A 25,574-nucleotide genomic window follows, 5' to 3' on the forward strand; every position below is an offset into this window, starting at 1 on the left:
AGCGTCAAGGAGGCTTCCCGAGCCGCCTGCGGAAAGCGAAGCGCCTGGAGCACAAATCAACAGCCCAATATAACACAGCCTTCATTTAAATAAATCGCTAGCTTTCTGTGTTCGAATTCACAAATAAAAATCCCACCATAAATATGGCGGGAAAATAAGTTTATTATTGAATATATTTCGCTCTAATCTCTTCAAGGTCCACTGTATTTAGATCATCAACCACTTCAATAAGTCCTATTAATTCTTTTTCATTTAGGTAGATACCATATGAACCACTATTAATAATAGTAAATTCAATATTATTGATCCCCTTTGTACCGGTAAAATCGGTAACAATTTGCATTGTTGATGAATTCAGAATCATAAAGTACCCTTCTGCATTATCAAAGGCTGATAGGTCTAAAGCCATTTTTGTATTGACACCTTTATGAACCACTATAATAAGCGGCTCAAACTCATATCCAGTTCCTTTTATTGTAATTGTCTGCTCGTTAGCAGCCACTTCTGCTTTTTTAACAAAACGCTCTGTCGCTACCTTACTAAAATCGTCACCGTAGATACTAGGCTGAGCAGGTTCCGCTGGGGGTGCGGTAACCGCAGAATCAATCCCGTCTCCGTCACTGCCTGAAGCCGTGATAGCTTCTAAATCATCTACAACTTTAATTACTCCACGCTTCATTCCCATCCAGCAGCTAAAATTAAGATCATCACTCCCTGGTGTGAATTCAATTAGATTATTTCCACTTTGCAGCTTCTGTTGAATATCCATACCTGGCACGACAATCGTATTATTACAGCCAGTAATTTCTTCACCCTTAATAACCCATTTAAGAGGCATTCCCTTTTGGACATAAAGAGTTTTTGGAGTATAGCCATAAACATTAGCAGTCATATTCAAGATCTGAACCCCATCTTTAATTGTTGCTTTAATCTCATCGGATGAGGATGATGAGGCGTTTGCATCACCGAAGGCTCCCACACTGGACATAATAGCCATTGGACTGATATTCATGCCTGCCAAGGCTAGCCCTCTGTTACTCATAATAAGGCCGAGCATAATGATTAACACACCGCTAAACTTTAGTATTTTTTTTGTGTACCCTTTGGTCAACAACCCTGATAATGCTCCAAATGTCAGCATGAGCGGGACTGTTCCAATAGAGAACATAAACATCGATAAGGAACCTGCTATAGCACTGCCTGTCCCTAGTGCAAATATTTGCATGGTTTGTAGGGGACCACATGGCATTAAACCATTGAGAAGTCCGACAAAAAATGGTGCTCTTGGTTTGCTCATTGCCCTACAAGCCACATTTGGCAATTTAATTTGGAATTTTCTAAAGGCCTTAAAACCAGCCATATTAAAGCCCATCATAATCATGAAAACACCAGCAAATAACTGCAAACCTGCTTTAGCAGTTAGGGACAAGGCGAAAACTGAACCAATAGCACCAATGACCCCACCTAATATCGTGTATGCGACCACTCTACCGGCGTTATATAAAAGTGCTGGCTTTATGGCTTCAAATTTGTTCTTGCTTTCTTTTCCAATACTTTGAGAAAGCATAATTCCCCCGCACATACCTACACAATGGATAGAGGTAATCACTCCAACTACAAATAATACAGCATAAGAAGCATTATTTAGTTGTGGTTCCATATCGTAATTCCCTGAGTTGATTCCAAGTAATACAACGGCTGCTACTGCAATCATAATGCCAATAAACTTAAAGTCTTTAGGGCTTTCAGTACTATAACCTACACTTTCAATAGCATTTTTAATTTTTTTTACATCGCAAAAATGATCATCATAGTCAATTTCCGCAAATTGACCGCTAAAACTAGCTTTTACACCGAGGACCCCATCTAATTTTTTCACGGTCCTCTCAACCCGCTTCTCGCAAGAAGTACAGGTCATTTCATATACCTTTATACGTTCTTTTATTTTACTCATAAAGTTCCCTACCTTTACTAATTAATGAAACCAACTAAATGATAGGTAAAGTATAGAGAATTTTTGTGTGGATGATATGAAGAAAGAGAGTATGGAAGTGAACAATTTGTAGACAAAAAATATCCAAATTTTGAACTATGTTTATCATTACTAAATGTTCATACTATAAAAAACAGCTTGAAAAGAGGAAACAACTTGGAACCTTTTATGCCTCAATTAGTATACTTTGAACCTAGAGCATTGGAATACCCTCTTGGAAGAGAACTAAAAGAGAAATTTGAAAAACTGAATCTTGAAATTCGTGAGACTACCTCTCATAATCAGATTCGTGATTTGCCGGGTGATAATGAAAATCAAAAATACCGTAATGCAAAATCAGCCCTTGTAGTAGGAATCAGAAAGACATTGAAATTTGATACTTCTAAGCCTTCGGCAGAATATGCTATTCCTTTAGCCACTGGCTGCATGGGGCATTGCCATTATTGCTATTTACAAACAACACTTGGAAGCAAACCATATATTAGAACCTATGTAAATCTAGAGGATATCTTTGAACAAGCTCAAAAATACATGGATGAGCGTAAGCCTGAGACAACCCGGTTTGAAGCCGCTTGTACCTCAGACATTGTGGGACTAGATCATTTAACACATTCACTAAAGAAGACGATTGAATTCATTGGACAATCAGAATTTGGACTGCTCCGATTTGTAACGAAATTCCATCATGTAGACCATCTTCTAGATGCCAATCATAATGGAAAGACAAGGTTTCGTTTTAGTGTGAATTCGCGGTATGTGATAAAGAATTTTGAACCAGGTACATCATCTTTTGAAGATCGGTTGTCAGCAGCAAAGAAGGTTGCGAAGGCGAATTACCCATTAGGGTTTATTATCGCCCCCATTTATTTGCATGAAGATTGGAAGGAAGGCTATCGTGAATTGTTTGAGAGGTTAAGAGAGGAGCTTTCAGGCATAGAAATACCCAATTTAACGTTCGAACTCATTCAGCATCGCTTTACAAAGCCGGCAAAGAATGTAATTGCAAAGAGGTACCCGAAAACAAAGCTTGAAATGGATGAGGAAAAGCGTAAATATAAATGGGGCCGTTATGGAATTGGAAAATACGTCTACCAAACAGAAGAAGCAAATGAATTAGAAACCACCATTCGCCAATATATAAATGAATATTTTCCAAATGCAGTTGTTGAATATTTTACTTAAAAAAAATATTTTTTAACTTGTACACCGTACTATTTCGTGGACCTTCTGCTTAAAGATGTAACAATGAGTTACCTTTAGGAGTGACTGCCATGAAAATAGACGGTGTTTTTTCTGGAGGAGGAATAAAAGGATTTGCCCTTATTGGGGCCATTCAAGAAATTGAAAACAGAGGTTTTCAATTCGAGCGGGTTGCAGGGACGAGTGCGGGGTCGATTGTTGCCGCATTAATTGCTGCAGGCTATGGAAGTACCGAGATTGAACAAGTTCTTGATGAGTTGGATTTAACAAAGTTTCTCGATGCCCGTAAAATGATTATTCCTTTTCCACTAGCTAAATGGTTGTTTGTTTATTGGAGGTTAGGCTTATATAAAGGAAACGAGTTAGAAAAATGGATTGAAGAAAAATTAGCAGCTAAGGGAATAAGAACCTTTTCAGATTTGCCGCCACAAAACTTAAGAATCATTGCGTCTGACCTTTCAAATGGCAGGTTAATGGTTCTTCCAGATGATTTAGTTAAATATGGTATTCCCCCTGAGTCATTTTCAATCGCAAAAGCAGTACGAATGAGCTGTAGTATCCCATATTTTTTTGAACCGGTTAAAATGAAATCAATGGATGGAGTTAATTTGATAGTGGATGGTGGGGTATTAAGTAATTTTCCAATGTGGTTATTCGACCGTGAAAATATTCAAAAGTTGAGACCAGTAATCGGGATTAAATTAAGTGCAGATGAATACGAACATGAAAAACATAAAATCAAAAATGCCATTCAATTGTTTGCTGCTCTGTTTGAAACGATGAAAGATGCACACGATTCACGTTATATATCTAAAAGACATGCAAAAAACATTATTTTTATTCCCTCGGAGGGGGGAATATCAATCGAGTTCCATCTGACAGATGAAAAGAAACAGGAATTGTTTGCGATAGGCAGAGAGGCTGCTATAAAGTTTTTTAAGTCTTGGTGTTATTAAAAGCATGTACTTCTCTGAAATAGAAAAAATCGAGCGCTTATAAAGACGCTCGATTTTTCTTTTTGCCTTTTTTACCATCGATAACTGTTAAGTGAACAGGGGATTTCTTTTTAGTCATTTTGCTTCTCTTTAAAGAAGTTAGTGAACCAAAAGATGTACCTTTTGTAGACTGTTCGCCGCCTTTAGTCTGTAAACGCCTTTTTGACTTCTTAGCTGCTTTGATAAAGGCCTGCTGCTCTTTATTCCTAGGATTTGACCTGCGAATTAGTTTGAAAACAAAATAAATGGCTAAACCAACCAATGCGAACACTACGATATTCTTAAGAAAACCAATAGGGTCACTTGTAAATGCTGCAATAATGCCAATTATTCCTAAAACAATAACACTACCAACCAAAGGAACGGAAATCCGATTTTTCAAGAAAGCCACCTCCCTAACAGCATCTTAATCATTTTCTTAATTTTTTAAACTCAAAAATAATAATGTTTTTAATATTTTATTCAGCTTTAAGCTGTAATATAAACACTCTTCAACTAGTTCTTTTGTATTGCATTACAAAAGTAAGAGATATTTTAAATTGAAGGAGATATGAAAAATTGTATGTACTTAATTTAATTCTACTTCATATATGAAAAAACCTCTAGGATGACATAATATTTCCAATTAAAAAATTTATTCTATGCAAGTGATTGACGTGGGAAGGGCATAATAAGGTTGATTACATATTGGGTAAGGTATTAATTTAACAGGAGGTATTTAATATGGCTAAAAGGCCTGAAAAGTCAAATTATCCAAAACCAATGTCTTTTGTTACTGTCGTATTTTGGACGGGTTTGTTTGGAGGTCTATTTTGGGGGACGATTGGTTTTTTTGCATACTACTTCAATTTCACTGAAATTCGTCCTAATATCATACTAGGTCCATGGGCATTAGGGGATTGGAAAAATGAATGGCTGGGGACTGTCATATCAATTATTTTACTTGGGATTTTATCGGTTGGTGCTGCTTTTGTTTATTCTATTGCACTAAAAAAATTTAATGGTATTTGGTTGGGCTTGGGATATGGTATTGCACTTTTCATAATCGTGTACTTAGTGTTGAATCCCATTTTTTCAGAAATGAAGCCGTTTTTAGACTTGAGTCGTAATACGGTCATTACTTCGATTTGTTTATATTTGGTTTATGGCTTATTTATTGGTTATTCCATTAACTATGAGTATGAAATTAATCAAATGGAGGAAAATGAGACAGCCTCTTAACGCTTTATTAGTCTTTATAGACTGAGATGTGTTAAAATATTTTTGATATTAAAGAACAAAGCAATATTTGTTACTGGATTACATACGGGAGAGTGGGAGAAGATGGGAAAAATAGATAAATTAAGATCAAGTTTTTCTACATATGGAATTGATGGTTTTTTAATTACAAGTCAATTCAACCGTCGCTATATGACAAACTTTACTGGTTCGGCTGGGGTAGTTCTCATTAGTGCTGACACAGCACAATTTATTACGGACTTCCGTTATGTTGAACAAGCTTCAAACCAATGCGAAGGTTATGAGATTGTCAAAATGACCGGAACGCTTGTTGATGAGGTTGCAAAGCAAGCAAAAAAACTTGGGATAAAAAAACTTGGGTTTGAAGAGGATCATTTATCATTTGCTACCTATAAAGCTTATGAAAAAGAAGTTGAAGCAGAACTTGTTCCTGTTTCAGGTGTAATTGAAAAGTTACGCTTGATTAAGACAGAACCAGAGATTAAGATATTAAAGGTAGCAGCGGATATTGCCGACGCTGCATTTAAGCATATATTGGATGTTATTCGACCAGGAAAAACGGAGCTTGAAGTATCCAATGAATTAGAGTTCTTTATGAGAAAAGCAGGAGCAACATCTTCTTCTTTCGATATTATTGTTGCGTCAGGTTATCGCTCAGCTCTTCCACATGGAGTTGCAAGTGACAAAGTCATAGAAAAAGGAGATTTTGTAACCTTGGACTTTGGTGCCTATTATAACGGTTATGTATCTGATATTACAAGAACGGTATCAGTGGGAGAACCTGAGGCAAAGCTGAAGGAGATATACGACGTTGTTCTAGAAGCGCAGGTTAGAGGAATGGCTGGTATAAAGCCTGGAATGACAGGTAAAGAGGCAGATGCACTTACCAGAGATTACATAACAGAAAAGGGTTATGGAGAATACTTTGGTCATTCAACCGGTCACGGTATTGGTCTTGAAGTCCATGAAGGTCCAACGCTTTCTATGCGTTCAGATATGGTTCTAGAACCAGGCATGATTGTTACTGTTGAACCAGGTATCTACATACCAGGTCTTGGCGGGGTCCGGATTGAGGATGATACTCTCATTACGAAAGACCATAACGAAGCTTTTACTCATTCTACAAAAGAACTTATCATTTTGTAATAGACATAGGAGGATAAAACATGAGTATTTCTGTTAATGATTTTAAAACAGGATTGACAATTGAAGTGGATGGCGGTCTTTGGCGCGTTCTTGATTTCCAACATGTAAAACCAGGTAAAGGAGCGGCATTTGTTCGCTCTAAGCTTCGTAACCTTCGTAATGGTGCGATTCAAGAAAAAACGTTCCGTGCTGGTGAGAAAGTTGAAAAAGCACAAATTGATAATCGTAAAATGCAGTATCTATATGCAAGCGGCGATCAGCATATTTTTATGGATATGGAATCATACGAGCAGGTTGAGCTGCCAGCAAACAATATCGAATATGAATTAAAGTTTTTAAAAGAGAACATGGAAGTCCACATCATGATGTTTAACTATGAAACACTTGGTGTAGAACTGCCAAATACTGTTGTGCTAGAAGTTACTGAAACAGAGCCAGGCATAAAAGGTGATACTTCTTCAGGTGGAACCAAGTCTGCAACCCTTGAAACAGGACTTACAGTTCAAGTTCCTTTCTTTGTTAATCAAGGTGATAAATTAATTATCAATACAACTGAAGCATCTTATGTTTCTCGTGCACAATAAAATAGTTCCCAAAAAACTAAGGCCGAAACTGATGGCCTTAGTTTTTTTTGTTTATTTATGGTGAAAAGTTTATTACTTTCCCTATTGTGAAAACTTCACTAAATAGTAATAATTAGTTTCTATTTAGCTGATTAGTTTTTGCTAAAATTAAGTAGAATTACAAACATATAAACAAAAGGGGTGACACAACAATGAAAAAAATTCTCTCTCTCTTGTTTCTCTGTACGGCTATTGGTCTACTAATTGCAGCCTGCGGTAACTCCAAGGAGACGAATGTGACTTTAGATAAAAAGCATTTACCATTACCAGATTATGTTTTAAACTCTTCTGATTTAATTCAGGAAACGTACGCTATGGTATCGAACTACCCAGAAGTAGTAGCAGGTGTTCCTTGTTATTGCGGCTGTTATGCACAAGATGGGCATGAAAGTAATCTGGATTGCTATATTGATTCATTTGGAGAAAACAATGCCGTTACCGGCTGGGATTCAATGAGTATATCCTGAGACGTCTGTATAGATATCGCCCGGGAGGCGGTAGAGATGCATTTAGACGGTAAAAGCCCTAAGAAAATATATGACTTAATCACTACGAAGTATCAAGATTTTGGGGAGCCAACTCCGACGCCAGAACCTAAGTAAGGGATAACCTATGAAAAAAATACTTTATGGCCTTTACATCATTATCTTTATAGGCATTATTATTTGTATCGTTAATAGTGATATTTTTAACAGCAAGAATGGTGAAGCTATTGCCGCAGGTGAAAAGATTTATAACAAGCAGTGCCTGATTTGCCATGGTGAAAATGGAAAAGGTGAAGGTAAAAATGCGGGCACGGCCATTAATAATCAACAGTATTTAAATGCTGTTAGTAACAAAGACATTTTCAATAGTGTAAAAGTTGGCAGGGAAGGTACAGGAATGCCAAGCTATGGACCAAGACTTTCAGAGGCTGAATTAAATAGTGTTGTTGCTTATATTAGGAATTGGCAGTCTGAAGAAATCGATTTTGAGGTTCCTAAAACAATTGCAGGTAATATTGTTAATGGTGAAAAATTATATAATTTATATTGCATTAACTGTCATGGCGAAGCAGGCAGCGGTAAATTAAAGATGGGAACAGCTCTATCAAATCCACAATTCTTGAAATTTACTACGGATAAGCAAATTTGGATTGGTACAGCATATGGCCGCGACGATACTAGAATGGCAGCGTCATTAAAGGGTCTTGATGGAGTAAGACAGCTTGAGAAAGAAGAAATTACGGATATTGTAACCTATATCCGTTCATTAGAAGGAAAATAACGGAAAACCCTGGATCTTCGGATTCAGGGTTTTTTAGTATGCAAATTAATTAACAAAACGTTCATTTTCATGCCAATTAGGTAAATGGGTTTGGGGTTATAGTACTAGTTGGGATATATAAAAAACAGGGCGATAACTATGGCAGGTTGATAAATGTGAACATTCTGTGGGCATTTTTTGACAAAAACGTAACGTTTAGAACCCTTTTACAAAATGTTCATAAGTGAATCAACTATACACAGATGATTAATATTATATTTATTTCAAAGAGGGCTATAGTGAAAAATAGCTTTTTATAGGAGCTCAAGGAGGATTAACATGCTTAAAAAAAAGTTGTTGGCTTTATTTGTAATTACCTCATTCTTATCAAGTTTTATCATTTCAAACGCTATGGCCGAAACAACCTTTCAGCCAGAGAAGTTTCCCTATACGGAAATGCAAATTCAGGTAATGCCAGAGTTTGATTATCCTGAAGGTTGGGAAAAAGATACCCCATCTTTACTAGTGGGACAATATGGAACTTTTACAAACAAAAGCGGGCAGGATTTTGATGGGAAAGTTGAATTGGCTGTTCCAGCTAGTGAAAAAGGCTTCCAAGCGTACTTAGTTGCTGAATTTCCTGAAGACAATAAGCCCGAAGTACAACGGCCATTTGATGTAGATAAGGAAAAGGGAACTATTTCTTGGAAACCTTCAAAAGCAATTAAGAATAATGAATCATATAGATTCGTTGTCGAGTATTATACGAGCGCAGTAGATGTAAAGGATAAAAGAAGCTTTACATACGAATATAGTAACCCAACAGAGATTGGAACATTAGATGTAATCTTCTATGCTCCAATGGAGGCAAAAGAGATTACATTAGAGCCGAAGGCGCCAAACAATACGAAAAGTGAATATGGTGAAGAGCTGTTCTATTACCAATACAAAAATGTAAAAGTAGGAGAAAGCTATAAATATTCATTTACCTATCAAAAAGATGGTTTCAAATCTACTCTAGACGCTATAAATGAGAAACAACCACCCAATGATGAAAATCATACTGGTGTTAAAGGTACAGCAACAGATCAACTTACTAATGGTAAGAGCGGCAGCACAACAACAGGCAGTAACTCTGACAGGCCAATAATAGGAATTGGGGGTGCAGTCGTTATTGGAATCGCCATCATCATAGCTGGTGTGTTTATTTACTTGGGTTTAAAAGGAAAATCATATTCTGCACCTAAAGCACCTAGTTCTAAAGCAGCGATTCAACACCCAAAAAAGCAACAAGGTAAAAAAGAAACGAAGTCAATTAGTGTTGACGATAAAAAGGAATTACGTAAAAAGCTTCTAACTGGAAAGATTGATCAAGAAACCTACGATGAAGAAATGAAAAAATTAATTTAATGGGGTGAATGGGTGTGAAAAAGAACACAATCGTTATGCTAGGTGGATTTATTATCGCAGGGGCAATCGTTTTCTTACTTATGGCAGCTACACCAGGATCAAGCGGCATCGAATTAACGATGAAAGAGCTTTTGGCTAACCAAGAAAAACATAAAGATGATTTTGTAACGGTAGAAGGTCTTTTAATCGAAGAATCTATTAAATGGAACCCAGATAAAATCGAATTGAAGTTTGATTTAGAAGATAACGAAGGAAACCTAATGCATGTTATCCACAACGGCACAAGGCCAGATAACTTCTCTAAAGGTGTTATTGTTATTCTCCAAGGCGCACCTACTAAGAAAAATACATTTGTCGCTGAAACAGTTAAAACAAGATGTCCTTCTAAATATGAGGGTGAAGATGTTGAAAACTATGATCCAGAAGCGCATAAAAAGTTATTAGATCAGCCACCAACAGAACCAGAAACGGCAAAATAATAAGAAGGTGACGATATGTACTTATTTGCTAATGCAACAATTTATGTAGGCTTAGCGCTTGCAATCTATTCACTCCTCATCATCACGCTGGGGATTAGCACTAAAAATCAAAAATTAATTAATAGCGGTAAGGGTGGAGTAATCGCTATCCTAGTTTGCGCCTCTATGGCAATGCTGTCCTTATTTTATTTGCTTGCTACATCACAATTTCAATATGAATATGTTACTGATTACACTAGTAGTGAGCTTCCAATTATTTACAAACTAACAGCGCTCTGGGCGGGGAATTCAGGCTCATTGCTATTATGGACTTTCTTCCTAGTTCTTTACACTGTAATGATTTCCTTCTCACGCAAAATGAGAGGAAATCCAATGGTTCCGTATATTTCCGCCATTCTATTAGGAAATATCGTATTCTTCTTTTTAATCCTTGGATTTGTTGCAAAACCATTTATACTGTTGGATCAAGTTCCGATTGAAGGTCATGGTTTAAACCCAATGCTGCAAAACCCGGGAATGATTATCCATCCTGTTACACTTTACCTTGGTTATGTAGGTCTCGCCATTCCATTTGCCTTTGCAATGGCAGCACTTTTATTGAAAAACGTGGATGACTTCTGGATTAAAATGACTAGACGCTGGACTATTATTGCTTGGTTGTTTTTAAGTCTAGGTAATATTTTTGGCGGCCAGTGGGCTTATATCGAGCTTGGCTGGGGTGGTTACTGGGCATGGGATCCAGTTGAAAATGCATCCTTTATGCCATGGTTAACGGCAACTGCGTTCTTACACTCAGTTATGATTCAAGAACGGAAAAACATGTTAAAGATTTGGAACATAAGCTTAATTATTACTTCTTATGCATTAACATTATTTGGAACATTCCTTGTACGAAGTGGTGTTCTTACATCGGTTCACGCATTTGCTAACTCAAATCTTGGATTATACTTCCTAATCTTTATGGGTGTAATGGTTATTGGGGCATTGTATGTCTTAATGAGCCGGTACAACCTGCTTAAACGTAGTGCAGGTGAGTTCAATTCCTATATTTCAAAAGAAAGCAGTTTCTTAATTAATAACCTATTGTTGGTGGGAGCGGCGTTTGGTGTGTTCTGGGGAACAGTATTCCCATTAGTATCAGAAGCTGTACGCGGTACAAAGGTTACAGTAGGGATGCCATTCTTTAATACTGTTCAAGCTCCAATTCTATTATCTATGATGTTTTTAATGGCGGTATGTCCATTACTTGCATGGCAAAGGTCATCATTAAAAAACTTAAAGAAAAACTTCCTTATTCCAGCAATTCTTGCTGTTGCAGCAATGGCTTTAATGGTTGTACTTGGAATACAAAAAGCTTGGGCAGTTATTGGCTTTGGAGTTATTGTTCTTCTCTTCATTACTCACTTCCTTGAGTTTTATCGTGGAGTTAAAGCAAGAAGGAAAATGACAAGTGAAAAAGTTTATCTTTCACTTTATCGCTTGATGACAAAAAACCGCAGGCGCTATGGTGGTTACATTGTCCATATTGGTATAGCGTTTATAGCAATGGGTATTATCGGTTCGCAAAACTATGATGTACAAACTATGAAAACAGTAAACTTAGGGGATTCCATTGAATTGAAGGATTACCGTATTAATTACGAGCGTCTTGATCAAAAAAAGGAAGGTATTAATGATATCGTTTATGCGGAAATGACAGTTTTCAAAAACGGTAAACGTATTGGAAATATCCAGCCTGAAAAAGTATTCTATGGCAACTGGGACCAGCCATCATCAGAAGTTGGACTAATCACATCCTTAAAAGAGGATTTATACGTTGTATTAAGTGATTGGGAGGATGATGGAAAAGCAACCTTTATTGTAAAAGTTAATCCAATGATTGCTTGGCTATGGATTGGATCCTTTATGATTGTTATCGGATCATTGTTTGCATTGTGGAATGGAAAATATCAAAATATTACTCCAAGATACACAGGAGTACGCAAAGAGGTGTCTTAATGTGAAAAATAAAATTTATATTGGACTCCTTCTAATAGCCTTTATTTTTCAGGCATCAATTTTTCAAGTAGAAGCAAAAGAGTTCGACTACAAATCTAAGGAATTCGAAGCAGCTGCGTCTCAATTCATGTGTACCTGCGGCTGTGGTCAAGACCATTTTGAATGCGATCCTAAGACTTGTAATCTCACAATTGGGTTTAAGGAAGACATCGTTGGAATGATGAATAAGGGGTGGGATAAAGACAAGATTCGTGAATACTACGTCAATATTTACGGTGAAGAAATTTTAACTGCCCCAGAAAAAAGCGGGTTCAGTTTAGTTGCTTGGATAATGCCTTTTGCGGCTTTGGCTATAGCAGGTGTGGCAGTATTCTTCATCATTCGTAAATGGGTGAAGAAAAAAGGAACGGATGAATTAACCCTGGACAACGAAATCGAAAAGGATGAGGTGGAAGAAGAAATCCTCTCATCTATGATTGAAGAAGAACGCAAAAAGTATCTTTAGGATGTGAACATAATGCAAGAAATTTCGATCATTACAATGATATTTACCGCAGCTCTTGTGCTCATTTGTTTATTACTTGTTCTTGCACCCTTCTTTTCTTGGAATTCATATTTAAGTTTTGCGAATAAGGGTCAGGATTCTGCTTCCAATAAAGAAGTGCTTTTATCCACACTGAATGAGCTAGAGTTTGAATATAAGATGGATAAAATTTCCCACGTAGATTACAAAAATCTAAAGAAGCAATATGAATCCCAAGTTGTCAGCATTATGAAGGAAGAAGAAGAGCAAATAAGATCTCAATCAGTTGACAAGGATTTAATGGCTGAAATAGAAAGTGAAATTGAAGAGACAATGAAGAGTCATAAGAATAATAAGGGGGGAGGAAAGTGATTAAGAAAGTCACCGTTTTCCTCCTCGGACTGCTGCTGCTCATTCCATTAAATGGCATGGCAGCAGGGGAATCAGCGATATCCGTTGATATGCATTACATAGTCGTCAGCCCTGCAGAAGATGGGTCAACTAATATGATGAATATGGTGAACTATACCAATACTTCAGCAGAGGAAATTAAAGGTGACGGCAAGGATGAAGCAGTACTAAATGTCACTATTCCGACAGGAGCAACAGGATTTACCTTTTTAGATAACAAAATTGCTCAAAAACAGGTTGATACAGGCTTCATCACAACAGATCCTATCCCAGCCAATCAGACCGTTGTTTTGCCATATAGCTACAGAATCTCAAAGGGCGAGGAAATTAACCTGAGCTTCGACTATCCTGTTCAAATGATGCAAATTCTTGTTCCTGAGGGAATGGGTAGTATTGAATTTAAGAACATAACCGCCACCAATCAAGGGCTATTCAAGATGGATGATCAAAATTATCAGGGATACAGTGTTGAAGGCATCCAAGCAAAACAAGCCTTTACAATGATTTATGACAAAGATAAACAGCCATCAACAAGTGAAGCCCAAGGTTCTACAGAACAAGGTGTCAGTGAAACTAGTGGGAATGTAACAAAAACAGCACCGGCCTTCCATAACCCTGGTCATCTTCGTATGTGGTCACAATCACCGTTGCGAAGTTGGGATCCACATGTTTTCTTAATTGTAATGGCTGCTATTATTATCGCAGCGCTCTCCTATTTTGCTTACTTTAGAATGAAGGCAAGAGCAGAAGAGAAGAGACTTGGTGCTGACACGGAAGAGAATGCATTTAAGAATTTAATGGCTAAGCAAAAAGCAATTATGGATAAAATCCTTGAATTAGAAGAAAATTTCGATGATGGAAATATGACAGAAGAGGATTATCAAGCCAAACTTTCTGCATATAAGCAGCATTTAGTACAAGTTAAGATGAATTTACGCCAATTTGTAGAGTAACGTCGGAATGCGAGGGATACTTGATGATTGAAATAAAGAAGCTTACAAAGCAAGCCGACAATAAGTTAATTCTTCGAGGTGTTGACCTATCCATCAAACATGGTGAAACAGTTGCTATTCTTGGTCCAAATGGAGCGGGAAAAAGTACACTTTTAAAAGTGCTGGCAACATTAATAAAGCCTACTTCAGGCCTTGTGAAAATTAACGGATTGGATCTTAAAAAGGATCATATAGAAGTGAAAAAACTGTTTGGATATTTACCGCATTCCAGCTTGCTTTACGATCATTACACACCACTAGAAAATTTACTGTTTTTTGGAGAGTTATATGGTGTCAAGGACGTTGAAAATAGAGCAAGACAATTGGTAAAAGAGGTAGGCTTGTCATTCTTCATTAATGAACCAGTTAAGAATTTCTCGCGTGGAATGATCCAAAGGATTGCGATAGCAAGGGCCATTATCCATGAGCCGAAAATCATGCTTCTAGACGAACCTCATACAGGATTGGATCAAGGTGCGATTACGATTCTAAATAATGTTGTTCTTTCCATGAAAGAAAAGGGATGTACCACATTAATGGTTACTCACGATTTCAAACAAGCAGCTGAAATCTGTGATCGAATTATTATTGTGAAGAACGGAAAGATAGCTGATGATTTTAGCAACAATAATAAATCATTAGGTTTAGTTTCTGAAAAATACCAGGTGTTAGTGGAGGGAGTATCATAATGTTTAGAGCAGCCCTCACAATTGCAAAAAAAGATATCTATTCTGAACTCAGAACAAAACAAGTTTTGGGTACGATGATTATATTTGCTGGGCTAGTCATCTTAATCCTAAGCTTTGCTTTTGATCCAGCAAACAATACGACAAAAGCAGTGATTCCAGGTGCTGTCTGGATAATCATTGTATTTTCGGGAATTTTAGGCCTTAATCGCTCGTTAGTTTCTGAGCAGCGAAATGATACTATGCATGGTTTATTGGTTGCACCAATGGAAGCCTCTAGTATTTATTTAGGCAAATTCATGGCAAACTTCTCGATGATATTAATTGTAGAAATTGTCGCGATTCCCTTCCTATTTTTATTATTTGATTTTAAAGTGAATGGCAGTATTTTATATTTTATCTTAGTGTTGTTTGTTGGGAGTTTTGGATTCATTGCAATTGGAACATTCTTGGCTGCATTAGCTTCTAATTCTAAGAGCAGTGAGATGTTATTACCGCTTTTGCTCTTCCCAATGACAAGCCCGGTATTAATTGGTGTTACCCAAGCAACAAAAATCATTCTTACTAATATGGAGAAATTACCAAGTGCTATTGCTTGGCTGCAATTGGTCGCCGCCTATGATGTAATTTTCTTTGTACTATGCTTTTTACTAATTGAGTACGTTCTGGAGGTTTAATAGATGAGTATGAATCTTGAAAGAAAAAAGGCGCCACTAAAGGTGACAGATTTGGCACCTATAAAAAGTTCGCTGCTTACCAAAATATTATATGGCGGTATGGTAGCTACCATGTTGGCGGCATTCTACTTTATTTTCCTTTATGCAGAAATAGAAAAGACAATGGGAGCCGTACAAAAGATATTTTATATGCATGTTCCATCAGCATGGGTAGCATTTTTAGCTTTCTTTGTAACATTTGTCTTCAGTATTTTATTTCTAATAAAACGCAAACGAATTTATGATACATACGCCTATGTATCTGCTGAAATTGGTGTTGTATTTACAATCATTGTATTAACGACAGGTCCTATTTGGGCAAAGTCTTCATGGAATACATGGTGGGCTTGGGAGCCACGCCTAACAACTACACTAATCCTTTTCTTCCTTTTTGTAGCATATTTAATGGTTCGTCAGATGGATGGTGTTTGGGATAAGAAAGCTAGATTAGCTGCAGTATTTGGAATTATCGGATTTGCGGATGTTCCCATTGTATTCTTTGCGATTCGCTGGTGGCAATCTAAATTCCATCCAATCGTATTTGGAGATGGTCCATCACAACAAGGCGGTGGAATAGCACCAAGTATGCTCGTTGCTTTATTGGTAACGATTACGGCCTTTACTTTCCTTTATGCCTACCTTCTTCATAAGGGGGTATCCTTTGAAAATATGAAAATTAAAGTTGACCAGTACAAAGAGAAATTACGTGAAAGATTAGAAAACTAGGAGGAATTTTAATATGGAATTCATGTATGGAGCCTATTCAGTTGTTTGGTTAGTTATTTTTGGTTATATGCTTCTCATTGGAAAGCGTCATAGCAGCCTGAAAAAAGATATTGAGTTTTTAAAACAACTAGATAAATAGGGGTTGTTAGGAGGAAGCATGATGAGCAGACGTGTCATAAACTTACTCGTATTGTTTCTATTAATTGGAATGTTTGGCTTTTTCGGGTATAGTTTGGCTAGTAAAGGTGACAATACCGATGTCGGTGACCAAGCCTATAATTTCGAATTACCAAATTTAGATGGAACCAATACGAAGCTCTCTGATTACAAAGGCGAAATAATCATCTTAAATTATTTTGCATCTTGGTGTAAACCATGTGTGGATGAAGCTCCAGAACTTGAGGCATTTGCAAAGGATTACGGCGATCAATACCGATTAATTATGATTAACAAGGGCGAAACAATGGACCGAGTGAAAAAGTTCCTCGAAAAATATAACACGCCTGCCGTCTATGTATTTGATTACAATTCCAAAATTGCAAAAAAGTATAATGTTACAGGGCAGCCAGAAACGTTTGTCATCGATAGACAAGGAGTAATAAGAGAGCATTACAATGGTCCGGTTACATCAGCCCAATTATATGGAATGGTAAAAAAGTACGATCAATAATAGTTTTAAAGAGGATTGAACCACTTTTACAGTGATTCAATCCTTTTTTTATCCACTAATAGGATGATATTTATAATCAGCTGATACACTTGCTTTAATTAGAAGCTGTCCCGGTAGAATTTGTGTTGTACTGACTCCTTTTGCAAACGCAATGTGTTGGCTCTCAAAGGGCTGAATCACGTCTGTGCCTTCTGTCACCAGAATGGGCGTGGGATTGAGTGTTACTCTTAAGGTATTGGCTATGGTTTTTGCTTTGCTGGTTGCATTATTTAAAGCCATGACAAGTGCTTGTTGGTAATAAGAATCCTTGTATCTCGTTGTAAATTGAACATTAGCAACATGGTTTGCTCCGTTCTGAACCGCAGTATCTACTACTTTTCCTATAATAGATAAATCATCGATTTTTACCTCCAATATATGTGTTACTTTATATCCTCGAAATATTTGTTTTCCTTGATCATAGTCATAGTTGGGTTCAATTCGATAATCAAACGTTTGAATTTGATTTCTATCAATACCTAAAGCAATGAGAGAATCAATCACCTTGTTCCCAACAATTGAATTTTGCTGCTGTGCACTAATGAGTTCTTTGCTTTCAGTTACTACACCTAAATTAACGGTGGCTGTATCTGGCTGTACGGCAATTTCTCCTTCACCCTTCACTTTTATTAGGTTGTTCCGTAGAGATAGTGTATTCCGGTCTCCAGGGTTCTGAATGTACATGAATTTTCCCCCTCAATTATATTCCCTACTACATAAATTACGTTTTACTTTATGAAGTATTCCTAGCAATCTAGTCATATTGCGTATCGAAAGGCATACATTTTAAATAATGAGACAAGCAACTCGCAAGGAGGAAGATATGTGGAAACAATCCTAAAATTCTTACCAAAAAACATTGCAGACCAAATCAGTAAAATCCCTCCTAGTCAAAAAGATGAATTGGAAGAAATCAGAATTCGCATCGACCGCCCAATAGAAATTACGATGAAAGGAGCTCCAATGTTTCTATCGTACATTATTCGGCAAGAGGATGCTTTCAACTTATTGAATAAAATCAGCCAATTCTCAATTTATACACTTGAGGAAGAGTTAAAACGGGGGTATATAACGGTTTCAGGCGGCCATAGAATTGGACTTGCAGGAAAGGTCATCCTTGAAGAAGGAAAGGTAAAGGCGATAAGGGATATTGCTTCTTTTAACATTCGGATTGCCAAGGAAAAGATAGGTATCGCAGATAAGATTATTCCTTTTATTTTCAATCATTCATGGATGCATACGATGATTGTTGGTCCGCCACAAACCGGAAAAACAACATTGTTACGGGATATTGCTAGAATTATTTCATCTGGAAACCAAGAAAAAGGGGTACACGCAAATAAGGTAGGAATTGTTGATGAACGCTCGGAAATAGCAGGTTGTGTACATGGAATCCCTCAAATGACGTTTGGGCACCGGTTAGACGTGCTTGACGCCTGCCCAAAAGCTGAGGGGATGATGATGATGATTCGTTCAATGAGTCCCGACGTGTTGGTTGTAGATGAGATTGGTCGAATGGAAGACGCGGAAGCAATTCAAGAAGCCGTTCATGCAGGCATAAAATTAATCATGACCACTCATGGCACAAGCCTAGAAGAAGCGAAAAATAGACCTTCACTAAAGTCTATTATAGACCAAAACATTTTCCAGCGATTTATTGTCCTAAGCAGGGCTCACGGACCGGGAACGATTACACATATTTTAGACGGTAATGGAAAAGAACTCAGTCAAAAAGTGAGAGTGACGTAAATGGTTAAAATAATTGGTGCCATTTTTATTATTCTTGCTACTACTTGGACAGGATTTGAAGTTGCCAAACATTTAAGCGAACGTCCCAGACAGCTTAGACAATTAAGATCTGCGCTTCAATCACTTGAAGCTGAAATCATGTATGGTCATACACCTTTGCATGAGGCTGCAAGGAGATTGGCAGCGCAATTATCAAAGCCATTATCATCCTTCTTTGAAGGGTTTGCAAAGAAACTCACAGATACTGAAACCACAGTCAAGGATGCCTGGGAAGACAGCTTGAAGGAGGTCTGGAAACAGACAGCTTTTAAACAAGGTGAATTTGAGATTATGAAACAATTTGGGGAAACCCTAGGTCGGCATGATCGCTTTTCCCAGCAAAAACATATTATGCTAACTCTTTCCCATCTCGAAAGAGAAGAAGCGGACGCAGTTGAAAGCCAAGCAAAATACGAAAAGATGGTGAAGAGTTTAGGTTTCTTTTCAGGATTATTACTGATTATTTTATTAATTTAGGGGGAAAAGCAATGGGCTTAGAAGTGGATATTATTTTTAAAATTGCCGGTGTGGGAATAGTCGTAGCATTCTTGCATACAGTTCTTGATCAGGTTGGGAAAAAGGAATATGCCCAGTGGGTTACTTTATTCGGCTTTATTTACATTTTGTTTCAAGTTGCTTCAATTGTAGATGATCTCTTCCAGAAAATAAAATCTGTCTTCTTGTTTCAATAGAAAGGAGGGCTTTGCCATTGAGATTATTAAAATAGTTGGAGTGGCTCTTGTCGCAACCTTCCTTGCCTTAATAATAAAAGAGCAAAAACCTAATTTCGCCTTCCTCTTAATCGTATTTGTTGGCTGCAGCATTTTCCTGTTTTTAGTCGATAAAATCTATGAAATTATCCATATGCTTGAAAAGCTGGCAGTGAATGCAAATGTGAATTTAGTTTACGTAGAGACCATACTTAAGATTATTGGAATTGCCTATATTGCGGAGTTTGCCTCTCAAATTACAAAGGACGCAGGTCAGGGTGCAGTAGCTTCAAAAATCGAACTTGCTGGAAAGGTGTTAATTCTTGCGATGGCAATCCCAATTTTAACGGTCATGATCGAAACCATAATCAAGTTGATTCCAAGCTAGAAGGGTCATTTTCTTTGAAAATTAGAGGTGAAAAATGATGAAGCAAAGGCTGCAGATTATTCCCATTATGATTCTATTATTATTTTTATTTACCTCAACAAGTGTACAAGCTAACGAAGTAGAAAAAGATGCCTCGACACCTCTCTCGCCACAAGAATTAGTAGATGCACAGCTTAAAACCATGGACTTAACAGAGCTTAAACAATATTGGGAGGATATTCAAAGTAAATACGGCGGCTTCCTCCCAGAAAGCCAGAAAGGCAGTTTGTATGATTTTGTAAAAGGAGATAAGAAGTTCTCCTTCAAGGATTGGACACAAGGAGTTCTAAAATTCCTATTTCATGAATTTGTTGTAAATGGAAAATTACTTGGTTCTTTGATTCTTCTTACCATATTCAGTATGTTTCTCCAATCTATGCAAAATGCGTTTGAAAGCAGCACGATTAGTAAAGTTGCCTATTCCATTGTCTATATGGTCCTAGTAATTATTGCCCTTAATAGTTTTCATATCGTCATAGAGTATACCAATGAGGCGATTGGGAGCATGATTTCCTTTGTGCTTGCGCTTATACCGCTCTTATTAGCCCTGATTGCTTCATCGGGCGGAATCATCTCAGCAGCTTTCTTCCATCCTGTTATTTTGTTTTTAATGAATATCAGCGGGATGTTCATGCAATATGTCATTCTTCCACTTCTTTTTTTAGCTACTCTTTTGAGTATCGTAAGTACAATGTCCGACCAGTATAAGGTGACGCAGCTTGCGCAGCTGTTAAGAAACTGGAGTATTGGCTTAATGGGGCTTTTCTTAACTGTTTTTCTTGGGGTCATTTCCGTACAGGGTGCTTCCACAGCAATAACAGATGGAGTGGCCATTCGTACGGCAAAATTTGTGACAGGTAACTTTATTCCTGTCATTGGCAGAATCTTTACTGATGCGGCGGACACAGTAGTGAGTGCCTCAGGATTGTTGAAGAATTCTGTTGGAATAGCGGGTGTCGGTATCCTGCTCATCATTGTTGCTTTCCCGGCTATTAAAATCTTAATGATCGCGTTTATTTATAAATTTGCTGCTGCTATTTTACAGCCATTAGGCGGGGGACCCGTTATTAAATGCTTAGATATTATTAGCAAAAGTGTTATTTATGTTTTTGCTGCATTAGGTATCGTCTCTCTCATGTTCTTTTTAAGTATTACCGTTATTGTTGCAGCAGGGAATCTAACGATGATGATGAGATAGGGGAGAACGTTATGGAATTTTTAATAGAATGGGTAACGAATATTATTCTTTTTATCCTCTTGGCAACCGTTATTGATATGCTGCTTCCAAATACAAGTATGCAAAAATATACAAAAATGGTTACAGGGCTTCTGCTAATAGCCATAATCCTTACACCTATTTTTAAGTTAATCTCTAAGGATTTTGAAACAGCAATGGCTCAGATTCCCTCTTTCCAGGGTCCAGGCGAAAAAAATATGGAAAATTTAATAGAATTGCAGAAAAAAGAAATACAAGCCTCCAATCATGCATATATTTTAGAAACAATGGCTGTCCAGCTTGAAAAGGGAGTAGAAGAGGAGTTGATGGAACAATTTGGTTTGGAAATCGCAAAAATAGAACTAACAACCAAGGATGATAGTCAAGAATCATTCCCTGAAAATCTCGAAATGGTTGCAGTTCGCTTAAAGCAGCCTGAAACAAAAGCTACCACAGTCGAAGCCGTTCAACCAGTAAGCATTGATACAGAAACGCCTCTTCCATCTAAAGATCAAACAGAGGAATCAGAAAAAGTCGCCGCATTTCTTTCGCAACAATGGAATGTAACCGAAAAAGTAATTGAAGTCTCGGTTGAAGGGGGGATGAAATAGCAGAATGGAAAATAATAAGGGACCATTTTCATGGCTTAAAAACCTAGTCTCAAAGGGTGAAACTTCTGATAAAAAGTCTGGGAAATATCAATATATGATTCTGGTACTTTGTATCGGTGCTGCCTTCATGATTGTTGGTAATGTACTATTCTCGGATAAATCAGCGCCTCTTGACAGTAAGGCAGTAACCACGAGCCAGGCAGAAACGTCAGAGGTTGAGGCTTTTAGCCTAAAGAAAGATTCAAATAATAAAACAATTTCTGGTTACGAAGAAGAATATGAGAAACAGCTTAAGAATGCACTGGAAGAAATGCTGGGTGTAGACGATGTAATGGTAGTGGTGAATATTGATTCAACTGACAAGAAGGTGCTTGAGAAAAACACAGTAACAAAATCTCAGACAACAGAGGAAAAAGACAACGAGGGTGGAGAGCGGAAAGTACAGGATACCTCCACCGATGAGCAATTAGTCATTATTCGTGAAGGAGAGAAAGAGGTACCAATCGTGGTTGAATATCAAAAACCAGCCATTCGTGGAGTGCTTGTAGTAGCTAAAGGTGCAGAAAATATTCAAGTGAAAAAATGGATTATTGAGGCAGTAACAAGAGCGCTTGATGTACCTAGTCATCGCGTTGCCGTTATGCCTAAAAAATAAAAGGGGGATTTACGAATGCTATTGAAAAAACAAACAGTTTGGTTATTAACAATGTTAAGTTTGGTGGTTGTATTATCCGTTTATTACATTACCTCTCCTGAACAAAAAAGCAACGAACTTGCAGCAGTAAAGCAGGAAGAAAAAGCTGACCAAAAAGAAACAAAAACAGATACTGAAGCCAAAGATGCCGATACCATTATTTCACAAGTTGCTGGTGACGAAGAATTTGAAGCACTTCGTTTGCAACTTCAAGATGAGCGCAGTGAATTAAAAGAACATTTAAACACCGTGGTAGCAACAACTGATCTGCCTGCTGATGAAAGAAGTGAGGCGGTTGACCAAATGCAAAAGCTATCTGAAATTGCAAAAAAAGAAGAAATGCTTGAAACATTAATTAAAGCCATGGATTATGAAGACGCATTAGTGAGAGCAGATGGTACAACGGTTAAAATTATTGTGAAGTCTAAGAAAGAGTCTTCTAAATCAGAAGCAAATGCGATTATTCAAATGGTTAAGAAAGAAATTGGTGAAACTAATTTTGTAGCGGTAGAATTCCAGCCAACTAAATAAACCAAACAAAAAGGAAAGCCGGCGGCTTTCCTTTTTTTGAGGATTGATAAGAAGAATATTGAACTTCAACAAGGAATTAGCGTATAGTATTAGTAGTTAGTCTTAATTTTTGTAGGACAGGGAGTGTTCAGATTGTTAAAAGTACAAGAAATTCGTGAATTAATAAAATTAGTTGACCAGTCCAGTATCGATGAATTCGTTTATGAAAATGAAGGTTCCAAAATAAAAATGAAAAAGAATACTGGAACAACAGTAACTGCAGTACAATCATTACCACGAGCATCAGTTGAGGTTGTCCCTGTAACTCAACCAGCTGCAGTTTCCGTAGCACCTGTGCAAGTAGAACAACAGGAAGCAGCAAACAATAGTGCAGCGACTCCAGCTGATACATCAAATTTACACAAAATCACTTCCCCTATGGTAGGGACTTTTTATGGCTCACCAACACCAGAAGCAGATTCATATGTAAAAGCAGGTTCAGTTGTTACGAAGGATTCTATCGTATGTATTGTTGAAGCAATGAAATTATTTAATGAAATTGAAGCTGAAGTTAATGGTGAAATCGTTGAAGTTTTAGTGAAAAATGGCCAATTAGTAGAATATGGGCAGCCATTATTTTTAGTAAAGCCGGAATAAGGAGCGATAACAGGATGATAAAGAAACTGTTAATTGCAAATAGAGGAGAAATAGCTGTCAGAATTATTCGTGCTTGCAGGGAAATGGGCATTGAATCTGTTGCCGTTTTCTCCGAGGCAGACCGTGAAGCTCTTCATGTACAGCTTGCAGACGAAGCCTATTGCATAGGACCGACATTATCAAAAGATAGTTACTTAAATGTAACAAATTTAATTAGTGTAGCAAAACTAACAGCTTGTGACGCTATCCATCCAGGATATGGTTTTCTAGCTGAAAACGCCGATTTTGCAGAGCTTTGCCGTGAATGTAATATTACCTTCGTGGGACCTAGTCCTGAAGCAATTACCAAAATGGGTACGAAAGATATTGCAAGGGAAACCATGCGTGAAGCAGGGGTTCCGATTGTACCGGGTTCAACCGGAATCATAAATGATATCGATGAAGCACTCGAGCTTGTAAAAAGAATACAATACCCGGTAATCATCAAAGCAACTGCTGGCGGAGGCGGTAAAGGTATCCGTGTTGCAAAAAATGAGCAGGAACTCGTTAAGGGTATTAATATCACACAGCAAGAAGCTCTAACCGCTTTTGGTAATCCTGGAGTATACATAGAAAAGTATATTGAGGATTTCCGCCATGTTGAAATACAAGTTCTGGCAGATTCCTATGGAAATACTGTCCATTTAGGAGAAAGGGACTGTACGATTCAACGGAGGCTGCAAAAACTTTTAGAAGAGTCTCCTTCACCAGCATTAGATGGAGAAATTCGTGAAGAAATGGGAAATGCTGCAGTAAAAGCGGCAAAAGCGGTTGATTATTCAGGGGCAGGAACGGTAGAATTTATATATGACTACCGCAATCGTAAATATTACTTTATGGAAATGAATACAAGGATACAGGTGGAGCACCCAGTTACTGAAATGGTTACAGGTATTGATCTTATTAAGGAGCAAATTCGAGTTGCTTCTGGAGAAAAATTAACAGTAAAGCAACAGGATGTTACGTTTAAAGGCTGGGCAATAGAATGCCGAATCAATGCAGAGAACCCTGAGAAGAACTTCATGCCTTCAGCAGGAAAAATAAATATGTACCTGCCACCTGGCGGTTTTGGTGTACGAATTGATTCAGCTGCATACCCTGGTTATACGATTCCACCTTATTATGATTCTATGATTGCAAAGGTCATCACATATGGTAATAGCAGGGAAGAAGCAATCTCACGAATGAAACGTGCGTTAAGTGAATTTGTGATTGAGGGTGTTCACACTACCATTCCGTTCCATTTAAAATTGCTTGAGCATGAAAACTTCGTAGAGGGACAGTTCAATACGAAATTTCTTGAGTTACATGATGTGATGAAGTCTATCTAAATCTGGAGGTGTACTTTATGAGCGAGTATAATGTACTGGAAATGAATCAAGGTAATAGCGGCCACGGCAAAGTTGAAATTGCACCAGAAGTCATTGAAGTCATCGCAGGTATTGCTGCTTCCGAGGTCGAGGGAGTTGCGCAAATGCGTGGAAACTTTGCAACAGGTGTAGTAGAACGGCTCGGGAAGAAAAACCACGGTAAAGGTGTTAAGGTGGAATTATCAGAAGAAGGAATTACAGTTGACGTATACTGCTTAATGAAATTTGGGGTATCTATCCCAACTGTAGCAGGGAAAATACAGGATAACATTCGTCAAGCATTACTCAACATGACAGCTCTAGAGGCTGAAGCCGTAAACATACACGTTGTAGGAATCTCATTCGAAACCCAAAAACCAGAACCAGAAGTAGAAGAAGAGATATAATATATTAAACAAAGGCTGTGTTTTAGTTAATTATTGATTTAGTTAACTCGTTGATTGGAACGGAAGGCACGAGAC

32 protein-coding genes are annotated in these 25,574 nt (G+C 37.5%); 29 read left to right on the top strand and 3 right to left on the bottom strand.

Annotated elements, in window-relative coordinates; translation table 11 throughout:
* Window positions 1–163 precede the first annotated feature (163 nt).
* Complete coding sequence (locus CHI06_RS03955; protein WP_095247128.1) at window positions 164–1,954, bottom strand: urease accessory protein UreH domain-containing protein; 1,791 nt, start codon at window positions 1,952–1,954, stop codon at window positions 164–166.
* A gap of 195 nt (window positions 1,955–2,149) precedes the next feature.
* Between CHI06_RS03955 and splB the strand changes: the two genes are divergently transcribed.
* Entirely contained in the window at window positions 2,150–3,175 is a 1,026-nt protein-coding gene (gene splB, locus CHI06_RS03960; protein ID WP_095247129.1) for a spore photoproduct lyase, read from the top strand.
* An 89-nt stretch (window positions 3,176–3,264) separates the two neighbouring features.
* The gene (locus CHI06_RS03965) at window positions 3,265–4,149 is read left to right on the top strand and encodes a patatin-like phospholipase family protein (RefSeq protein WP_095247130.1); all 885 of its coding nucleotides are present in this window, start codon (window positions 3,265–3,267) and stop codon (window positions 4,147–4,149) included.
* Window positions 4,150–4,186: 37 nt separating this feature from the next.
* Here the strand turns inward: CHI06_RS03965 and CHI06_RS03970 are convergent, their stop codons facing one another.
* The gene (locus CHI06_RS03970; protein WP_179292530.1) at window positions 4,187–4,579 is read right to left on the bottom strand and encodes an SA1362 family protein; all 393 of its coding nucleotides are present in this window, start codon (window positions 4,577–4,579) and stop codon (window positions 4,187–4,189) included.
* A 332-nt stretch (window positions 4,580–4,911) separates the two neighbouring features.
* Between CHI06_RS03970 and CHI06_RS03975 the strand changes: the two genes are divergently transcribed.
* The 16 genes from CHI06_RS03975 (at window position 4,912) to CHI06_RS04055 (ending at window position 17,052) form a co-directional block, all read left to right on the top strand.
* The gene (locus CHI06_RS03975; RefSeq protein ID WP_095247132.1) at window positions 4,912–5,409 is read left to right on the top strand and encodes a YqhR family membrane protein; all 498 of its coding nucleotides are present in this window, start codon (window positions 4,912–4,914) and stop codon (window positions 5,407–5,409) included.
* A 102-nt stretch (window positions 5,410–5,511) separates the two neighbouring features.
* Window positions 5,512–6,573, top strand: a complete 1,062-nt coding sequence (locus CHI06_RS03980; RefSeq protein ID WP_095247133.1) for a M24 family metallopeptidase — start codon at window positions 5,512–5,514, stop codon at window positions 6,571–6,573.
* A gap of 20 nt (window positions 6,574–6,593) precedes the next feature.
* On the top strand, window positions 6,594–7,157 hold the full coding sequence (efp, locus tag CHI06_RS03985) for an elongation factor P (RefSeq protein ID WP_095247134.1): 564 nt from the start codon (window positions 6,594–6,596) through the stop codon (window positions 7,155–7,157).
* Window positions 7,158–7,348: 191 nt separating this feature from the next.
* Window positions 7,349–7,798: a PCYCGC motif-containing (lipo)protein gene (locus CHI06_RS31040; protein ID WP_373558131.1), complete on the top strand. Its 450-nt coding sequence runs from the start codon at window positions 7,349–7,351 to the stop codon at window positions 7,796–7,798.
* 10 nt (window positions 7,799–7,808) lie between these two features.
* Window positions 7,809–8,462 (top strand): c-type cytochrome, encoded by a 654-nt coding sequence (locus tag CHI06_RS04000; RefSeq protein ID WP_095247137.1) that lies wholly within the window; start codon window positions 7,809–7,811, stop codon window positions 8,460–8,462.
* 318 nt (window positions 8,463–8,780) lie between these two features.
* Window positions 8,781–9,851 (top strand): hypothetical protein, encoded by a 1,071-nt coding sequence (locus CHI06_RS04005; RefSeq protein WP_095247138.1) that lies wholly within the window; start codon window positions 8,781–8,783, stop codon window positions 9,849–9,851.
* 14 nt (window positions 9,852–9,865) lie between these two features.
* Window positions 9,866–10,330 carry a cytochrome c maturation protein CcmE gene (locus CHI06_RS04010; RefSeq protein ID WP_095247139.1) on the top strand — a complete coding sequence of 155 codons (465 nt, stop codon included), beginning with the start codon at window positions 9,866–9,868 and terminating at the stop codon, window positions 10,328–10,330.
* Between the two features lie 15 nt (window positions 10,331–10,345).
* Window positions 10,346–12,328: a heme lyase CcmF/NrfE family subunit gene (locus tag CHI06_RS04015; RefSeq protein WP_095247140.1), complete on the top strand. Its 1,983-nt coding sequence runs from the start codon at window positions 10,346–10,348 to the stop codon at window positions 12,326–12,328.
* Window position 12,329: 1 nt separating this feature from the next.
* On the top strand, window positions 12,330–12,833 hold the full coding sequence (locus CHI06_RS04020) for a cytochrome c-type biogenesis protein (protein ID WP_095247141.1): 504 nt from the start codon (window positions 12,330–12,332) through the stop codon (window positions 12,831–12,833).
* A 12-nt stretch (window positions 12,834–12,845) separates the two neighbouring features.
* Window positions 12,846–13,223: a hypothetical protein gene (locus CHI06_RS04025; protein ID WP_095247142.1), complete on the top strand. Its 378-nt coding sequence runs from the start codon at window positions 12,846–12,848 to the stop codon at window positions 13,221–13,223.
* Window positions 13,220–14,215: a hypothetical protein gene (locus tag CHI06_RS04030; RefSeq protein WP_095247143.1), complete on the top strand. Its 996-nt coding sequence runs from the start codon at window positions 13,220–13,222 to the stop codon at window positions 14,213–14,215. Before CHI06_RS04025 ends, CHI06_RS04030 begins: the two co-directional genes overlap by 4 nt.
* Window positions 14,216–14,238: 23 nt before the next feature.
* Window positions 14,239–14,943, top strand: a complete 705-nt coding sequence (locus CHI06_RS04035; RefSeq protein WP_095247144.1) for an ABC transporter ATP-binding protein — start codon at window positions 14,239–14,241, stop codon at window positions 14,941–14,943.
* Window positions 14,943–15,617 (top strand): heme exporter protein CcmB, encoded by a 675-nt coding sequence (locus CHI06_RS04040; protein WP_257009160.1) that lies wholly within the window; start codon window positions 14,943–14,945, stop codon window positions 15,615–15,617. Before CHI06_RS04035 ends, CHI06_RS04040 begins: the two co-directional genes overlap by 1 nt.
* Window positions 15,618–15,620: 3 nt before the next feature.
* Window positions 15,621–16,382 carry a cytochrome c biogenesis protein gene (locus CHI06_RS04045; protein WP_095247146.1) on the top strand — a complete coding sequence of 254 codons (762 nt, stop codon included), beginning with the start codon at window positions 15,621–15,623 and terminating at the stop codon, window positions 16,380–16,382.
* 13 nt (window positions 16,383–16,395) lie between these two features.
* Window positions 16,396–16,521: a CcmD family protein gene (locus CHI06_RS04050; protein WP_095247147.1), complete on the top strand. Its 126-nt coding sequence runs from the start codon at window positions 16,396–16,398 to the stop codon at window positions 16,519–16,521.
* Window positions 16,522–16,542: 21 nt separating this feature from the next.
* Window positions 16,543–17,052, top strand: coding sequence for a TlpA family protein disulfide reductase (locus tag CHI06_RS04055; protein ID WP_095247148.1), 510 nt, complete (start codon window positions 16,543–16,545; stop codon window positions 17,050–17,052).
* A gap of 48 nt (window positions 17,053–17,100) precedes the next feature.
* On the opposite strand, the gene CHI06_RS04060 is transcribed toward CHI06_RS04055, so the two are convergent.
* A complete protein-coding gene (locus CHI06_RS04060) occupies window positions 17,101–17,775 on the bottom strand; it encodes an SIMPL domain-containing protein (RefSeq protein ID WP_095247149.1) in 675 nt (224 codons plus the stop codon).
* Between the two features lie 141 nt (window positions 17,776–17,916).
* On the opposite strand from CHI06_RS04060, the gene spoIIIAA reads away from it, so the two are divergent.
* The 11 genes from spoIIIAA to CHI06_RS04115 all read left to right on the top strand — a co-directional run bounded on the left by spoIIIAA (window position 17,917) and on the right by CHI06_RS04115 (window position 25,499).
* Window positions 17,917–18,840, top strand: a complete 924-nt coding sequence (spoIIIAA, locus tag CHI06_RS04065; protein ID WP_095247150.1) for a stage III sporulation protein AA — start codon at window positions 17,917–17,919, stop codon at window positions 18,838–18,840.
* A complete protein-coding gene (gene spoIIIAB / locus CHI06_RS04070) occupies window positions 18,841–19,356 on the top strand; it encodes a stage III sporulation protein SpoIIIAB (RefSeq protein ID WP_095247151.1) in 516 nt (171 codons plus the stop codon).
* Between the two features lie 11 nt (window positions 19,357–19,367).
* Entirely contained in the window at window positions 19,368–19,571 is a 204-nt protein-coding gene (gene spoIIIAC, locus CHI06_RS04075) for a stage III sporulation protein AC (RefSeq protein ID WP_007084610.1), read from the top strand.
* Window positions 19,572–19,587: 16 nt separating this feature from the next.
* Window positions 19,588–19,977 carry a stage III sporulation protein AD gene (gene spoIIIAD / locus CHI06_RS04080; RefSeq protein ID WP_095247152.1) on the top strand — a complete coding sequence of 130 codons (390 nt, stop codon included), beginning with the start codon at window positions 19,588–19,590 and terminating at the stop codon, window positions 19,975–19,977.
* A gap of 37 nt (window positions 19,978–20,014) precedes the next feature.
* Window positions 20,015–21,214, top strand: a complete 1,200-nt coding sequence (gene spoIIIAE, locus CHI06_RS04085; protein WP_095247153.1) for a stage III sporulation protein AE — start codon at window positions 20,015–20,017, stop codon at window positions 21,212–21,214.
* A gap of 11 nt (window positions 21,215–21,225) precedes the next feature.
* The gene (spoIIIAF, locus tag CHI06_RS04090) at window positions 21,226–21,843 is read left to right on the top strand and encodes a stage III sporulation protein AF (protein ID WP_095247154.1); all 618 of its coding nucleotides are present in this window, start codon (window positions 21,226–21,228) and stop codon (window positions 21,841–21,843) included.
* A gap of 4 nt (window positions 21,844–21,847) precedes the next feature.
* Window positions 21,848–22,498 carry a stage III sporulation protein AG gene (spoIIIAG, locus tag CHI06_RS04095; RefSeq protein WP_095247155.1) on the top strand — a complete coding sequence of 217 codons (651 nt, stop codon included), beginning with the start codon at window positions 21,848–21,850 and terminating at the stop codon, window positions 22,496–22,498.
* Between the two features lie 15 nt (window positions 22,499–22,513).
* The gene (locus tag CHI06_RS04100) at window positions 22,514–23,068 is read left to right on the top strand and encodes a SpoIIIAH-like family protein (protein ID WP_095247156.1); all 555 of its coding nucleotides are present in this window, start codon (window positions 22,514–22,516) and stop codon (window positions 23,066–23,068) included.
* Between the two features lie 132 nt (window positions 23,069–23,200).
* On the top strand, window positions 23,201–23,704 hold the full coding sequence (gene accB / locus CHI06_RS04105) for an acetyl-CoA carboxylase biotin carboxyl carrier protein (protein ID WP_095247157.1): 504 nt from the start codon (window positions 23,201–23,203) through the stop codon (window positions 23,702–23,704).
* 14 nt (window positions 23,705–23,718) lie between these two features.
* Window positions 23,719–25,074, top strand: coding sequence for an acetyl-CoA carboxylase biotin carboxylase subunit (accC, locus tag CHI06_RS04110; protein ID WP_095247158.1), 1,356 nt, complete (start codon window positions 23,719–23,721; stop codon window positions 25,072–25,074).
* 17 nt (window positions 25,075–25,091) lie between these two features.
* The gene (locus CHI06_RS04115) at window positions 25,092–25,499 is read left to right on the top strand and encodes an Asp23/Gls24 family envelope stress response protein (protein ID WP_095247159.1); all 408 of its coding nucleotides are present in this window, start codon (window positions 25,092–25,094) and stop codon (window positions 25,497–25,499) included.
* The last annotated feature ends 75 nt before the right edge of the window (window positions 25,500–25,574 follow it).

Source organism: Bacillus sp. 7884-1 (assembly GCF_002272245.1).
Taxonomy (GTDB): domain Bacteria; phylum Bacillota; class Bacilli; order Bacillales; family Cytobacillaceae; genus Neobacillus.